The organism is Microthrixaceae bacterium (assembly GCA_016702505.1).
Lineage (GTDB): Bacteria > Actinomycetota > Acidimicrobiia > Acidimicrobiales > Iamiaceae > Aquihabitans.
The window spans coordinates 23,311-36,999 of sequence record JADJDU010000014.1; the positions used below are offsets into that span (position 1 = coordinate 23,311).

The 13,689-nt window shown below is 65.8% G+C and carries 13 protein-coding genes, 1 other RNA gene and 1 pseudogene; 6 read left to right on the top strand and 9 right to left on the bottom strand.

The genetic code is table 11. The features are described 5' to 3' along the window. Positions 1 to 74 precede the first annotated feature (74 nt). The gene (locus IPG97_14240; GenBank protein MBK6857668.1) at positions 75 to 1,163 is read left to right on the top strand and encodes an AI-2E family transporter; all 1,089 of its coding nucleotides are present in this window, start codon (positions 75 to 77) and stop codon (positions 1,161 to 1,163) included. 182 nt (positions 1,164 to 1,345) lie between these two features. Here the strand turns inward: IPG97_14240 and IPG97_14245 are convergent, their stop codons facing one another. After that, positions 1,346 to 1,918, bottom strand: a complete 573-nt coding sequence (locus tag IPG97_14245) for a TetR/AcrR family transcriptional regulator (GenBank protein ID MBK6857669.1) — start codon at positions 1,916 to 1,918, stop codon at positions 1,346 to 1,348. 99 nt (positions 1,919 to 2,017) lie between these two features. On the opposite strand from IPG97_14245, the gene IPG97_14250 reads away from it, so the two are divergent. Next, positions 2,018 to 4,471: a glycoside hydrolase family 3 C-terminal domain-containing protein gene (locus IPG97_14250; protein MBK6857670.1), complete on the top strand. Its 2,454-nt coding sequence runs from the start codon at positions 2,018 to 2,020 to the stop codon at positions 4,469 to 4,471. A 30-nt stretch (positions 4,472 to 4,501) separates the two neighbouring features. Here IPG97_14250 and IPG97_14255 read toward each other — a convergent pair whose 3' ends face one another. From IPG97_14255 to smpB, 4 genes and pseudogenes are all read right to left on the bottom strand, one after another. Next, positions 4,502 to 4,774 (bottom strand): hypothetical protein, encoded by a 273-nt coding sequence (locus IPG97_14255; protein MBK6857671.1) that lies wholly within the window; start codon positions 4,772 to 4,774, stop codon positions 4,502 to 4,504. A 5-nt stretch (positions 4,775 to 4,779) separates the two neighbouring features. Next, a pseudogene (locus tag IPG97_14260) lies at positions 4,780 to 4,963 on the bottom strand (hypothetical protein). A gap of 585 nt (positions 4,964 to 5,548) precedes the next feature. After that, positions 5,549 to 5,934, bottom strand: a transfer-messenger RNA (tmRNA) gene (gene ssrA / locus IPG97_14265). Between the two features lie 68 nt (positions 5,935 to 6,002). Then, positions 6,003 to 6,509: an SsrA-binding protein SmpB gene (smpB, locus tag IPG97_14270; GenBank protein MBK6857672.1), complete on the bottom strand. Its 507-nt coding sequence runs from the start codon at positions 6,507 to 6,509 to the stop codon at positions 6,003 to 6,005. A 101-nt stretch (positions 6,510 to 6,610) separates the two neighbouring features. Between smpB and IPG97_14275 the strand changes: the two genes are divergently transcribed. Further along, positions 6,611 to 7,027, top strand: a complete 417-nt coding sequence (locus IPG97_14275; protein ID MBK6857673.1) for a M67 family metallopeptidase — start codon at positions 6,611 to 6,613, stop codon at positions 7,025 to 7,027. 18 nt (positions 7,028 to 7,045) lie between these two features. Here IPG97_14275 and IPG97_14280 read toward each other — a convergent pair whose 3' ends face one another. Continuing rightward, entirely contained in the window at positions 7,046 to 7,957 is a 912-nt protein-coding gene (locus IPG97_14280) for a hypothetical protein (protein MBK6857674.1), read from the bottom strand. A gap of 242 nt (positions 7,958 to 8,199) precedes the next feature. On the opposite strand from IPG97_14280, the gene IPG97_14285 reads away from it, so the two are divergent. Continuing rightward, positions 8,200 to 9,147 carry a cysteine synthase family protein gene (locus tag IPG97_14285; GenBank protein ID MBK6857675.1) on the top strand — a complete coding sequence of 316 codons (948 nt, stop codon included), beginning with the start codon at positions 8,200 to 8,202 and terminating at the stop codon, positions 9,145 to 9,147. Positions 9,148 to 9,238: 91 nt separating this feature from the next. Here IPG97_14285 and IPG97_14290 read toward each other — a convergent pair whose 3' ends face one another. The 3 genes from IPG97_14290 to IPG97_14300 all read right to left on the bottom strand — a co-directional run bounded on the left by IPG97_14290 (position 9,239) and on the right by IPG97_14300 (position 12,134). Next, positions 9,239 to 9,973, bottom strand: coding sequence for a hypothetical protein (locus tag IPG97_14290; GenBank protein MBK6857676.1), 735 nt, complete (start codon positions 9,971 to 9,973; stop codon positions 9,239 to 9,241). Between the two features lie 96 nt (positions 9,974 to 10,069). Further along, complete coding sequence (locus tag IPG97_14295) at positions 10,070 to 11,446, bottom strand: HAMP domain-containing histidine kinase (protein ID MBK6857677.1); 1,377 nt, start codon at positions 11,444 to 11,446, stop codon at positions 10,070 to 10,072. 4 nt (positions 11,447 to 11,450) lie between these two features. Next, positions 11,451 to 12,134, bottom strand: coding sequence for a response regulator transcription factor (locus IPG97_14300; protein MBK6857678.1), 684 nt, complete (start codon positions 12,132 to 12,134; stop codon positions 11,451 to 11,453). Between the two features lie 197 nt (positions 12,135 to 12,331). On the opposite strand from IPG97_14300, the gene rph reads away from it, so the two are divergent. Together rph and rdgB are read left to right on the top strand one after the other, a co-directional pair. Next, complete coding sequence (rph, locus tag IPG97_14305; protein ID MBK6857679.1) at positions 12,332 to 13,072, top strand: ribonuclease PH; 741 nt, start codon at positions 12,332 to 12,334, stop codon at positions 13,070 to 13,072. After that, on the top strand, positions 13,069 to 13,689 hold the full coding sequence (gene rdgB / locus IPG97_14310) for an RdgB/HAM1 family non-canonical purine NTP pyrophosphatase (GenBank protein MBK6857680.1): 621 nt from the start codon (positions 13,069 to 13,071) through the stop codon (positions 13,687 to 13,689). Before rph ends, rdgB begins: the two co-directional genes overlap by 4 nt.

A 13,689-nucleotide genomic window follows, 5' to 3' on the forward strand; every position in this document is an offset into this window, starting at 1 on the left:
CGACCGCGCCGGCTGAGACCGCGGCAACCGACACGGGTCCAACGCCCGAGGTCCGAACCGTAGCTGGTGACGCCATGCCGGCCTGGGTGCCACGAGCCATCGTGGTCTTTCTCTTCGGCGTAGCCGGATTGGTCACCATCCGATGGTTGCTCCAGGAGCTTCAGTCGTTCCTCGTGATCCTGGTGGTTTCGCTGTTCTTGTCCTTCGCCCTCGAGCCGGCGGTCAACTGGCTGAACCGTCACGGCATCCGGCGCGGTCTGGCCACGGGCATGGTCATGGTCGGCTCGCTGGTGGCCACTGTGGCCTTCCTGATCCTGCTTGGACAGGCGTTGTTCACCCAGGTGTCCGACTTCATCGAAGACCTTCCCAACCGGGTCGAGCGCATCGAGCACCAGGTGAACGACCGCTTCGACACGGAGTTCGAGACCGACGAACTGGTCAAGGAGGTGCAGAGCGAAGACGTCCAGGGTCTGGCCACAGATCTGGGGACCCGGGCGCTCGATCTGGGCATCTCTGCTCTGGGATTGCTGTTCAACCTGTTCACCATCGCCCTCTTCACCTTCTACATGGTCGCCGACGGACCCCGGTTCCGGCGGAGCGTGTTGTCCTTTCTGCCAGCTAGCCGTCAGGAACGAGTGGCTCACGGATGGGAGATAGCCATCCAAAAGACCGGTGGCTACATCTACTCCCGGGGCGTGCTGGCCTTCGCTTCAGCGGTCGCCACCACCGTCGTCCTGGAGATCCTCGACGTCGACTATGCGCTGGCGCTCGGCCTATGGACGGGTTTGGTGAGCCAGTTCATTCCCACGATCGGCACCTACCTGGCTGGCGCTCTGCCGGTCCTGGTGGCCTTGCTGGACGACCCCGGCCATGCCCTCATGATCCTGGCCTTCCTACTGATCTACCAGCAGATAGAGAACTATGTGTTCGCCCCCAAGATCACCGCTCGGACCATGGACCTTCACCCGGCTGTGGCCTTCGGAACGGTGATGGTGGGTGCGGCCCTCTTTGGTGGGGTTGGGGCCCTGATCGCTCTGCCCGCCGCCGCAGTGATCCAGGCAGTGGCCACTACCTATCTGTCCCGTCACGAGGTGATCGATTCGATCATGACCCGAGACCACAGCAAATCGTCCTCGGGTCGCGAGGCGCGCAAGCCTTCCTAGGACTGGATCCGCCGAAAGGCAGAGCCTTCCGGCGGAGTGGTCGCCGGCCTGCTGGCCGACGCCTTCGCTGCTATGACCCGGATTCATCTGGGTGAACATCCAGGAAGGGGAGCATGACCCAGTTTCGATTGGTGGATCGAGCAGGGACAGTTGGCGTCGCCTGCTCAGGGCGGGCTGTGGCGCTAGGACGGGGCTGACTTCACCGCGGCTTCGAGCACGGCCCGAACGTGGCCGCTCAATTCGTCGGGGGCTATCACCGCCACACCATCAGCGGCCGCGACGCATGCCTCGGTCACCAGCCCGTAGAGGACCACGGCCAGACCGATCACCTGACTGTCGGCGATCAGACCTTGATTGGCCAAGCCCTGGAGGCCGCCGGTCAGGGCGCCGATCCCGAACTTGCGATCCACGCTGTTCCACTCGCCGAGGGTCATCTCTTGGCGGAGGGCATGGATCAGGTGACGTCCGGGGCCATCGGCCACGTAGAGCTCGAAAACCCGGGCGCAACCCCGGATGATCGGTTCGAAACCGTCCTGGGACCCGGTGCGGGCCGCCACCAGAACGGCACCGTTGAGCTCGCGTGCGGCTTCCTCGTGTACGGCCATCAACAGGTCGTGGACCTCGGGGAACTCGCGGCGCAGATCCTCGAGATCGACGCCGGCTCGGGCCGCTATTCGCACCGGGGTGGCGGCCCGTACCCCGTTCTCCATGATCTGGGTCTTGGCAGCGGTGAGCACCCGCCGTCGGACGCTCACGGTCGCTCCCCACGGACCATGGCGTGAATGTTGCCACAGGGGGCTGGCTCCCGTTGGCCCGACGCTGTGTCCAAGGCGCCCCGGTACCATCCCCACTCGATGACGACCCCAGCCGCTGATCGCACTCCCAGCACCGACGACGCCCACGCCGGTGACCCGCCCATCGTCGCCTCGGCCGCCGAGGTGGTGGCGGGCATGGACCTCCAAGCCAAGGTTCGGCTGTTGTCGGGGCGCGGTATGTGGACGCTTGAACCGGTGGCCGATGCCGGGTTGAACACCATCGTGGTATCCGATGGTCCTCACGGGCTCCGCTGCCAGAGCGGAACCGGCGACCACTTGGGCGTGGCGGCCGCAACACCGGCCACCTGCTTTCCTCCGGCCGTCACCATGGGGTCGAGCTGGGACCCTGAGTTGGCGGCCGAGGTCGGAGCCGCGATCGGGGCCGAGGCCCGGTCCCAGGGTGTGGCAGTGGTGTTGGGCCCCGGTCTCAACCTCAAGCGTCACCCCGCCGGAGGGCGTTGCTTCGAGTACTACTCCGAGGATCCCTTCCTGTCGGGGCGGCTGGCGGCCGGAGCTGTCTCGGGCATCCAGTCCCAAGGGGTCGGGGCTTGCGTCAAGCACTTCGCCGTCAACAACCAGGAGTCTCATCGGCTGGTGGTCGACGCTGTAGTGGACGAGCGGACGTTGAGAGAGCTGTACCTGGCAGGGTTCGAACATGTCGTGACCAGCGCCCGCCCTTGGACGGTCATGAGCTCGTACAACCGGATCAATGGCACCTACGCCTCGGACCACTTCGAACTCTTGACCTCCGTCCTCCGCGGGGAGTGGGGGTGGGAAGGGCTGGTCATGAGCGACTGGGGTGGCACCAACGACCGGGTGGCCGCAATCCAGGCCGGCATGGACCTGGAGATGCCCGCCAGCGGCGGGGCCTTCGACTCGGAGGTGATCGAGGCCGTGCGGGAGGGGCATCTCAGAGTCTCGGCCGTCGATACCAGTGCAGCCCGTGTGGTTGCGCTTCTACAACAAGGCCAAGGCCTCGGTGAGCGCCCGGTCGCAGACCACGAAGCCCACCATGTCCTGGCCCGCCGGGCGGCCGCAGCCGGCACGGTCATGCTGACCAACGACGGCACGTTGCCGCTGTCGGCTGAGGGGAGGATCGTTCTGGTCGGAGCGTTCGCGACCGAGCCCCGCTACCAGGGGGCTGGCAGCTCCCAGGTGACCCCTCTGCGTCTCGATCGCGCTGTGGATGAGATCCGAGCCCGCGTCGGACCTTCGGCGCGGGTGCAACACGTTGCCGGCTACGACGCCCGGACCGGCCGATCGACTCCCGCCATGATCGAAGCGGCGTTGGACACGGCCCGGGAGGCGGACGTGGTCGTCTGCTTCGTGGGCCTAGCGGCAGCCGAGGAATCTGAGGGATTCGACCGGTCATCGCTGGATCTGTCAGAGGATCAGGTCACCCTCATCGAAGCTTTGGCCTCGGGTCCGGCTCCGGTGGTGGTGGTCCTCAACAACGGGGGAGTGGTCCACCTCCCGTGGGCCGAGAGGGTGAACGCGGTGGTGGAGTGTTGGTTGGGAGGTCAGGCCGGAGGAAGTGCTGTCACCGACGTTCTGTTCGGTGACGTGGATCCCGGCGGGAGGCTGGCCGAATCGATCCCGTTCCACGTCGGTCAGATTCCGGCCGACCGCAATTTCCCCGGCCATCCCCGCCAGGTCCAGTACCGCGAAGGTTTCTATGTCGGGTACCGGTTCCACGACAGTGCCGGCGTCGCCGCCCAGTTCCCGTTCGGTCACGGGCTCTCCTTCACCAGCTTCGAGTGGAACGACATCTCGGTGAGTGGGAGCGGCACAGACCTGACTGTGTCCGTGACCGTCACCAACACCGGCACCCGGTCCGGTTCGGATGTGGTGCAGCTCTACGTACGGGATAGGCACAGCACTGTGCCCCGCCCGGATAAGGAGCTGAAGGGCTTCGCCAAGGTCCATCTCGATGCCGGAGCGGCAGAGACGGTGACCATCGATCTGGATCGGCGATCCTTTGCCGTCTGGGACGTGGCGTCCCACGGTTGGCTGGTGGAGGGCGGCGAGTTCGAGCTGGTGGTTGGGCGCTCCTCGGCCGACACCGTCACCGTGCTGGAGGTAGCGGTCGACTCCGATGACCACCTCGGGCCCGATGACCGGCCGGTGGCGCGGGCGGCCACGGAGGAGGAGTTCGCTCTCATGTTGGGTCGGGCCGTCCCCGAGCCCGATCCGGTGCGTCCATTCCACCGCAACTCGACGATTGACGATCTGGCCGAGACAGCGCTCGGAAGAGTGGTGGCCGCCATTGTCGAGCGCGAGGGACTGCGTCGGGCCAAGCAGGAGTTCCCGAACCCGGACGAGGCCACGATCCGCATGATCCGCACGGCGGTACGGGAGGGCCCGGTCCGAGCCCTGGCAATCCTGAGCGGAGGCGTGGTCCGCCTATCTCACGTGGACGCCCTGGTATCGGCCGCCAACGGCTGGGCAGGCCGAAGCCTGCCGCGATTGAAAAAGGGCCGCTCGGCTGTCTGACCGCAAGGATGTCGCTCTTTGAGGCGTCCCTCAGACGGATTCAACCAGTGCGCTGTAGCGCTGTTGGGCGGCCTGTGCCGACGTCCCCAGCAACGCGCCAATCTTCTGCCACGAAGACCCGGCTGCACGCGCGGCGACTACCGCCTCCACGACCTGGCGTTCGCTGCGGGCGCGGCCGAGCGCAGCGCGCTCGAGCATGTACTCCTCAACCGGTCTCTCATCGTTCTCGCCGGGTTCGTAGTTCTCGAACCGCTCAGCGAGTTCATCGGCGTGATCGAGGATCTCTTGGATCGTTCGTGGCATAGGGATCACCTCAGGAACTGCTGACGGGCTGGCATGGCGTGCACGATGAACTCGATCTCGTCGCCCACCGCTAACCCGACTTCGAGCACTTGGCCGCGGCGATCGGCACCGACGAGCATCGTCAAATCGTCAAATCGTCAAATCGTCGAGGTCGAAGACTCGAATGGGATGTCTGTAGGCGTGGAGCATGTCTTCATCAGCGATCCCGTGCCGTCGAGCGCTTGCCAGAACGACGGGATCCACCTGACAAGTTATCTTGATAGGGGCTTTGGCGCTAGGGCCATCGACAACGCCAAACGGAGGAACTACATGAGGCAACGAATCCCCCTACGCGGAGGTTTCGAGTGAGTCAATGCGTACGGCCTGACGCCCAAGCGGGCCACTGGTACCCCAGGTGCCGAGATGTCGAACGATCCTGTGCCCGTCAAGCATGTCGAGCACCTCGAACTTTCAGTCGAGGAGCTGCTCTGGCGCGGCCGTCCGTTCCCTCCGGGTGAGGAGATGGTGCTTGACGAGCTTCACCCCCCAAGGCGGGTGAAGCCTTCCTCGATGCCGTTCGCTCGTGACGTCTGCCGGCCAGCGCGGTCCGGTGGTGGTTCCAAGTAGCAACGCTCCGCAAACTGTGGCAATCGACATCAGGTCGCCGCAGGCGTCAACCACTCCGACAGGTCCCAAAACCGCCACCGAGATCGTTGCCGTACAACGATCTCGGTAGATCCTGGTGGTTCTTCGCAACGCTCTACGGCTGTTGGCAGATTCGTTGGAAAGCGGGGTTGGTGGAGCTGGGGAGAATCGAACTCCCGTCCGCGAGGCGGTTGACGACCGCGCTACGACCATTCCCGAGGCTGAGCCGTGACGGCTGGCTCGCTGCCGGGTCAGTTGGGCTTGCGCCCACCGCACCGTCTTTCCGGAACGTCAGTGGTCTTTCTCACCGTCAGCGGTCTTTCCCGCCGTCAACCCCTACTTCTGTTGCCGGGCTGTAGTGGTCTGGCCCCGTGTGCCATTGCTGGTCACGATGTCTCTCTTGGCTAGATCAGTGAAGATCAGGCGGCGAGAGCGAAGTCGCCATCGGCGCTTCTTTGGGTTCCCCGTTTAACGAGTCTGAGAAACTCGGGTCGCACGTCCGGCTTCCGGTCCCCACGTCGAAACCGGTCAGCCCCTTGTCAAGGTGTCCACCCACCGGAACGTGGTGGTGGGTGGACGGACCATGGTACCGGCTCGGCGTCGCTCAACCGTCGGAGTTTCGGCGGCGTCCCGCGGCCATGGCCCGACGGGCGTCTAGGTCGGCGTCGCGCTGGGCGATCATCTGGCGCTTGTCGTAGTGCTTGAGACCACGGCCCAGTCCGACTTCGAGCTTGGCCCGGCCATCGCGGAAGTACAGCGACAGCGGGATCAAGGTGAGGTGTTCCTGGCTCACCTTCTGGTGCATCTCCTCTAGCTCGTGGCGGTGGGCCAGCAGCTTGCGGGTCCGGGCAGGTTCGTGGCCGCCCTGGGCCGATGCGTTGGAGTAGGCGTTGATGTGCAGTCCGACCAGGTACAGGTCTCGGCCGTCGAATCGAGCGAAGGCATCGTTGAGCGTGACCCGCGCTTCTCGCAACGACTTGACCTCGCTGCCCTTGAGCATGATCCCGCATTCCCACGTGTCGACGATCTCGTAGTCACGTCGGGCCTGACGGTTGGTGGCCACCACGGTCGTGCCGGGGATCGGCTTGTTCTTGGTCTTCTTGGCAGCCATTGCTTCGGCAGTCTGGTGTGAGCGGAGCCGGGGTCGGTCCCGGCGGGGGAGGCAGGCTATCGGAGCGGTTCGGTGCAGGCCCCGCCAGTTACGGTGATCGGGTGCTGCGCATCACCCGGTCCGCCTACCTCCAGATGCTGAGCCACGCCATCGCCGGCTTGCCCAACGAGGCTTGCGGGCTGCTCGGTGGCCCGTGGGGAGGGGCTCGCATCGATGCTTTCGTTCCCACCCGCAACGCTGACGAGTCGGCCAAGACCTATTCGATAGGCCCTGACGGGTTTTCGGCCGCCGATGGCGTGTTCGGACCGCTTGGCATAGACGTGGTGGGGGTCATGCACTCCCACACCCACACCGATCCGTACCCCTCACCCACTGATGTTGCCCAGGCCGACAACCCGCTGCTCGAGGGCTGGCACTACGTGATCGTGTCGCTACGGGACAGTGAACCGATGTTGAGGTGCTGGCTCCTCGATGACGGTGTCATCGTCGAGGAGCCGGTCGAGATCATCGAGGGGTGACTGCGGCGCAGCCCAGGCTCAGCTCACGGTGTAGTTGACGGTCTTGGTGGAGACCTTGCCCTCGTTGTCGGTGGCGGTCACGGTGAACGTCTTGGCTCCGGCGGTGGCGGTGCTGATCGTGGCGCCGTCGGCCACGGTTCCGACGCAGGAGGCCACGCCGACCCCGTCGCCGTCACTGCACGAGAAGTCGGCCACCAGAGCGCTGTTGCGGGGGTAGGTGGCGCCTTCGACAGGGGTGGTGATGGTGATGATGGGTGCGGTCACGTCGTTGCTGACCAGGCTTGGGTGGAGTCCGGGGCTGGGGTTGGGGTAGCAGTTGAAGGTGGGGTTGAGGGTGCCCACCACCGTCCCGGTCACCTTCGTCTTGAGGGTGAACCCGTAGGCGGCGTAGGAGGTTCCATGGATCTTCTGGTGGATCGTCGAGCCCAGGGCTGCAGTCACCTTGAGGTTCATGGTCAGTGTCGGCAGGGTGGCGGTGGTGTTCGACGGGATCGGACCAGGGACCGACACCTCCACGTAGGCGGCGGTGGCCGTGGACGCGGGGGCTCCGGGTCCGACTCCGGCCCAACCCGAGATCGACTGGCTGTTGAGCGTCGTGCCCGTGGGAATGGCCACCCGCCACTTGATCTGGCTGGTCTCGGTGACCGTGCCGTAGCTGCTTGGAGTTCCGTCGACGAAGTAGGGCTCGGGGACGACCTTCACCTCGAAGTCGGCCCCGGGCTTGACGGCTTGGGGAGCGGTGACGGTGTAGTCGGACTCGACGGTCTGGGTCCCGTTGGGGACCAAGATGTTGTTGGACAGGACCTCGCATCCATAGCTGACGTTGGTGGTGATCGAGGTGGGCGGGTCCTCACACGCGCTCAAGCCCACGGCCATGGCCACGATGGCGGCGCTGCCAGCGATTCGACGGATGGCGGTGTGCTTGGACAATGCGGTCCCCTTGGCTTGTGGTGGTGTTGGCTCGGCTTGGCGTGCATCAACAAGCGTCGGGCCGCCGATGCGGTTACCTGCTGGTAACCGGTGAAAGTGGAACATGTACTCCGTTTCGTGTCAACGATCTTTGTGCCCTGGGTCACATGGTTCGGGTCGGTTGGCTGAGGGTCCGAGAACGGTGCCGGATACGCTGCCCCCGGTCATCCCCGACCTGCCCTTCTGACCTGACCGGAGCCATGGTGGCGCTCTACCGCAACGTGATCGACCTCATCGGAAACACGCCGATGGTCGACATCAGTCCGCTCAGCCCCAACCCGGCCGTGAGCATCTACGCCAAGCTCGAGGGGCAGAACCCTGGGGGTTCGGTCAAGGACCGGGCGGCCAAGTTCATGATCGAGGCCGCCGAAAGGGACGGTCTCCTTCAGCCCGGGTCGGTGGTGTTGGAATCTTCGTCGGGAAACACCGGCATCGCGCTGGCCATGATCTGCAAGGTACGTGGCTACCACCTCAAGGTGGTGCTGCCCGAGAACGTGTCGGTCGAACGGCGTCAGGCCCTCGAGGTCTGGGGCACGGAGATCATCCCGTCGCCAGCGGCAGAGGGATCCAACGGAGCGATGCGTCGGGCCCAGGCCTTGGCCGCCGAGAACCCCCAGTGGTGGTTTCCGTTCCAATATGGCAACGACGCCAACCCGAGGGCCCATTACGCGGGCACTGGACCGGAGATCCTCGCCGATGTCCCAGACATCACCCACTTTGTGGCGGGGCTCGGCACCGCAGGGACGCTCATGGGGGTAGGCACGTACCTGAAGGAACAGAAGCCGTCGGTTCAGGTGTGGGCCATCGAGCCGCCCGCCGGGGAGATGGTCGACGGTCTGAAGAACTTCGACGAGGGGTTCGTGCCACCCGTCTTCACCGACTGGAACGGCTACGAACTCCTCGATCGCAAGATGATCGTCCGACCCCGAGAATCAATCGTGTGGACGAGACGCCTGACTGAGGTCGGTGTGTTCGCCGGTATCTCCTCGGGTGCGATCGCCGCCGGCGCGGCCAAGTGCGCCGAGGCCATAGACGAGGGTGTGGTCGTGATGATCGTGTGCGACGGGGGCTGGAAGTACCTGTCCACCGGCGCATGGACCGACGATCTCGACAAGGTCGAAGCACGGGCCAAGGGCACCATCTACTTCTGAAAGGCCAGGCCCACCGCCTCGGCGTGATCGAACGCGAATGTGGCCGGACCCGAAGGCCCGGCCACACTGCCCTAGCCCGACAGTGGTCGGGTCAGTTCTCGCCTCGGGCGCGGAACTCGCCGTCGACGATCTTGCCGATCACCTCAGGCAACTTGGCCTTGAGTTCGTCGGCCTTCTCCTGGGTGACCTTGCCGTCGGCCACGGCTTGGTCGATCCGCTCGGTAGCGGAGGCCACCAGGGCATCCACCAGAGCCTGGCGATCCACACCCTGGTCGGTTGCGATCTCGGCCAGTGTCTTGCCGTCTTGGAGCTGAGCCTTCAACTCGTCGGTGGTCAGCCCCAGGGCCTCGGCCGCCGCTTCCATCCTGAAGTGGCGGAGTCGTCCACCGCGTCCGTGACCGTCACCCCGGTCGGGGAGGTTCTTGTCCACGAGCTCGGCCATGCGCTCGGGGAGAGTGGAGCGGAGCTCGTCGAGCTGCTCGTTGCCAGCGGCGACCAGGGCGTCGATGAGGGTTTGGCGGTCGACGCCGTTGGCTTCGGCCACCTGAGCAAGGGTCTTTCCCTCCTTGAGGGCGACCTTCAGGTCATCCACCGAGATGCCAATCGCCTCGGCCGCTGCTTCGAGCTTCAGGCCGCGGATGCCGTCCATTGGTCCGTGGCCCTCTCCGGTTGCGGTGTCGGTGGCGGGATCGGTCGAGGGGGCGGTGGCGGCGGGTTCCTCTTGGGCGCCCGAGATCACCGGCGTGCCGACCATCGCTCCGACCACGCCTCCGGTGGTGAGAGCGGCGGCCATTGCTGCCGAAGCGAGGAGTTTGCGACTGGCCATCTTGGTGGTCCTTTCGGGTATGTCGGTTCTGATGGGTTCCACCCAACACGGTCAAGCTGTGAGCGGGCTGTGAGTCGCCAGCGAGTTGGGAAGGAATCAGGGCGACGGTGGGGTGGTGGGGGTGAGGGGAAGTGCGACCTGGACGGTCGTTCCCCCCGCTGGGGTTGGAATGATTCGCACGTGGCCATGGTGGGCCTCGACCACTGACGCCACGATCGACAGCCCCAGGCCGGCACCGCCGGTGGCGCGGGCGCGGGCCGTGTCGGCCCGGTAGAAGCGTTCGAAGGCTCGGGCCGCAGTCTCGTGGTCCATTCCCGGGCCTTCGTCGGCGACTTCGATGATGGCCCAGTCCGGTTCGAGCCGGGCGCGAAGGCGAAGTGGTGTGTCGGGATCGGTGTGGGTGCGGACGTTGGCGACGAGGTTGGCCAGGACCTGACGGATTCGGGCTTCATCGGCGTTGATCACCAGGGACGGGGGAACGTCGACGTCGACGGGTCGAGTCGGCTCGACGGCCCGGGCATCGGCAGCGGTGTCACCCAGGATCTGGGTCAGGTCCATCGGCGCCATCTCGAGTGGCCGCCCCTGGTCGAGGCGAGCCAGCGTGAGGAGGTCTTCCACCAGATCGGCCATGCGTCGAGCTTCCTGTTCGGTGCGACGCATGGCTTCGTCGAGCTGGCCGGGCTGATCTAGGCCTCCCATGCGATAGAGCTCGGCATACCCGGTGATCGTGGTCAAAGGGGTGCGGAGCTCGTGGGAAGCATCGGCCACGAACTGGCGAAGCCGGGCGTCAGACGCTGTACGACTGGCGAACTCCTCGTCGAGCCGGTTGAGCATGTGGTTGAGGGCATCGCCGAGTTCGGCGGCTTCTGTGCCCGGGGTGGCCGTCGGTACCCGCATGGTGGTCTGGCCGGCGCTGATGGCGGTGGCAGCAGCGGTCATCTGCCGGATTGGGCGGGCTCCCAGTCGATCGACCCAGAACGCCACCAGCCCGAGGGCGGCGAGGATCACCAGGCCTCGAACCATCTCGTTGTTGCGAACCCGGCGAACCGTGTCGTCCACGTCTTCTAGAGGAGCGGCCAGCACGACCGTGCGGTCCTGAGGTCCGAAGGCGCGAACGTGGACTCGGTATCGGGCCTCGGAGCCCTCCACCCCGACGGTGAAGGGTGGGCCTCCCGAGTGCTCCACGGCCTCCTGTGCGCCTAGGTCTGGGTGTCCGGGGTCGCCGCGGGTGAGCTCGGCCTCGGAGATGATCCGGAGCTTCCCGTTGGTGACAACGGCCACCCAGAACGGTGACGGTCCTGGACCGCCCGATGGCCCTTCGGCGGTTCGCAGGCGCGGGGCTGACCGGGTCAGCAGCGAGTCGACCTGGGCGATCAGGCCGTGCTCGGTGGTCCGAACCGTTCGCACGCCCATGAGAGCGAGCACCATGGCGACGAAGGCCAGCCCGACCAGAACCCGCAGCCGCAGCGACACGGTGTCAGCTCCGCGGCAGCCGGAGCGAGTAGCCGACCCCACGAACGGTGTGGATCAGGCGAGGTTCATTCTGGTCGAGCTTGCGCCGGAGGTAGCCGATGTAGGTCTCGACGACGCCGCCGTCGCCGCCGAAGTCGTACTGCCAGACGTGATCGAGGATCTGGCTCTTGGACACCACCCGGCCCTGATTGGTGAGCAGGTAGCGCAGCAGGTTGTACTCGGTGGGAGACAGGCCCACCTCGACCCCGGCCCGGGTGACGAGGTGGGCCTCGTCGTCGAGCATCAGGTCACCGCAGGACATGACCGCCGTGTCGGTGTCCGATCCGTAGCGGCGTAGCACCGCGTCTATGCGAGCCACCAACTCCTCGAGGCTGAACGGCTTGACCAGGTAGTCGTCGCCGCCGAGCGTCAAACCCCGGACCTTGTCGTCGGTCGAGTCCCTCGCCGTCAAGAACAACACCGGGGTGCGGTCGCCGGTGGAGCGGAGCCGTTGACAGACCGCGAAGCCGTCCAGGTCGGGCAACATCACATCGAGCACGATCAGGTCCGGGTTGTGCTCGGAGACGGCCGTGAGGGCGGCTCGGCCCGTTGCCACCGGATGGACCTCGTAGCCGTTGTGGCGCAGGGCCGCCTCCAACATCGACCTCAGGTGTTCCTCGTCGTCCACCAACAGGATGGTCTCGCTCATGGGGGCCAATCGTGGCACCGTTTCCTGAGAGTTACCTGTGAGGACCCGAGCAGATAGGTCAAGTCGTCGTCGCTGCGAGGGTGACCATACCGAGGCTTCGCCTCGGTTTAGCCATGCCGTACTTATGGGTCGGCTCGCCTGTTTGCTCGCCTCCTGAACCTGCGACGATGGGGAAACCTCAACCACTGGAGTCGATCATGCGTCCCGACGGCCGTCAGCCCGACGATCTGCGTCCCATCACCTTCGAGCGGGATTTCACCGTCCACGCGGCCGGCTCGGTACTGGTCTCCTTCGGGGCCACCCGGGTGCTGTGCACCGCCTCGGTAGACGACGACGTACCGCGGTGGATGCGAGGCCGGGGCAAGGGTTGGGTGACCGCCGAGTACTCCATGCTGCCGGGTGCCTCACCGGAGAGGATCAGCCGGGAAGCGGCCAAGGGGCGTCAGTCCGGTAGGACCCAGGAGATCCAGCGTCTGATCGGACGTTCGTTGCGGTCGGTTTGTGACATGGGCCTGCTGGGGGAGCGCCAGGTGGTGGTGGACTGCGACGTCCTCCAGGCTGACGGCGGGACCCGCACCGCCTCGATCTGTGGTGGGTACGTGGCTCTCCACGATGCCTTGACCCGTCTGGTGCAGGCCGGGCAGATCAAGGATCATCCCCTGGTCGAGTCCTGCGCTGCCATCTCGGTGGGGGTGGTCGACGGCGTTGCCGTGCTCGACCTTCCCTACGTCGAGGATTCCCGGGCGGAGGTCGACATGAACGTGGTCATGACCGGATCCGGCAACTTCGTGGAGGTGCAGGGCACCGCCGAAGGGGCCACCTTCAGTCGCAGCGAACTGAACGCCATGTTGGACTTGGCCGAGAGTGGCATCGCCAGGATCACCGACCTGCAACGAGACGTGCTGGCCGTGGCTCCCGAGCCGAGGCCGGCGGGATGAGCCGGGAGTCCGCCGCCTCCGGCGAGGCGGTGGTGCTGGCTTCGGCCAACCCCAAGAAGGCGGCCGAGATAGCGGCCATCGTCGGTGACGCCATGCACCTGATACCTCGGCCCGATTCGGTTCCCGAGGTCGTCGAAGATGCTGACACTTTCGAAGGCAACGCCCGGCTCAAGGCTCAGGCCCTAATGATCGCCACTGGGTTGGCGGCGCTGGCCGATGATTCGGGCCTCGAGGTCGAGGCTCTCGGCGGGGCACCCGGCGTCCATTCAGCGCGCTACGCCGGAGAACACGCAACCGATGGCGACAACGTGGAACTGTTGTTGAGCGAGATGCGCGACCTGGAGGGAACCGTGGCCCGTCGGGCCCGGTTTTGTTGCGTCTTGGTGTTGGCTCGTCCCGACGGCTCGGAGGTGGTCGTGCGCGGTGAGGTGGCGGGCTCCATAGCGACGGCGCCCCGCGGGGAGGGGGGGTTCGGTTATGACCCGGTCTTCGTTCCCGCCGAATGCGGAGGGTCTACCTTCGCTGAACTGACCCCGTCGGCCAAGCACTCCATCAGCCATCGGGGTAGGGCCTTGGCGGCCTTGGCGGTTGCGCTGTCTGCGGAAGGGAAGCGATGA

Excerpts from the sequence above, each read along its gene's own strand:
- IPG97_14290 (MBK6857676.1), bottom strand. The coding sequence starts at position 9,973 with ATGGCCAGTCGCAAACTCCTCGCTTCGGCAGCAATGGCCGCCGCTCTC.
- IPG97_14240 (MBK6857668.1), top strand. The coding sequence starts at position 75 with ATGCCGGCCTGGGTGCCACGAGCCATCGTGGTCTTTCTCTTCGGCGTA.
- IPG97_14250 (MBK6857670.1), top strand. The coding sequence starts at position 2,018 with ATGACGACCCCAGCCGCTGATCGCACTCCCAGCACCGACGACGCCCAC.
- IPG97_14255 (MBK6857671.1), bottom strand. The coding sequence starts at position 4,774 with ATGCCACGAACGATCCAAGAGATCCTCGATCACGCCGATGAACTCGCT.
- rdgB (MBK6857680.1), top strand. The coding sequence starts at position 13,069 with ATGAGCCGGGAGTCCGCCGCCTCCGGCGAGGCGGTGGTGCTGGCTTCG.
- IPG97_14300 (MBK6857678.1), bottom strand. The coding sequence starts at position 12,134 with ATGAGCGAGACCATCCTGTTGGTGGACGACGAGGAACACCTGAGGTCG.
- smpB (MBK6857672.1), bottom strand. The coding sequence starts at position 6,509 with ATGGCTGCCAAGAAGACCAAGAACAAGCCGATCCCCGGCACGACCGTG.
- rph (MBK6857679.1), top strand. The coding sequence starts at position 12,332 with ATGCGTCCCGACGGCCGTCAGCCCGACGATCTGCGTCCCATCACCTTC.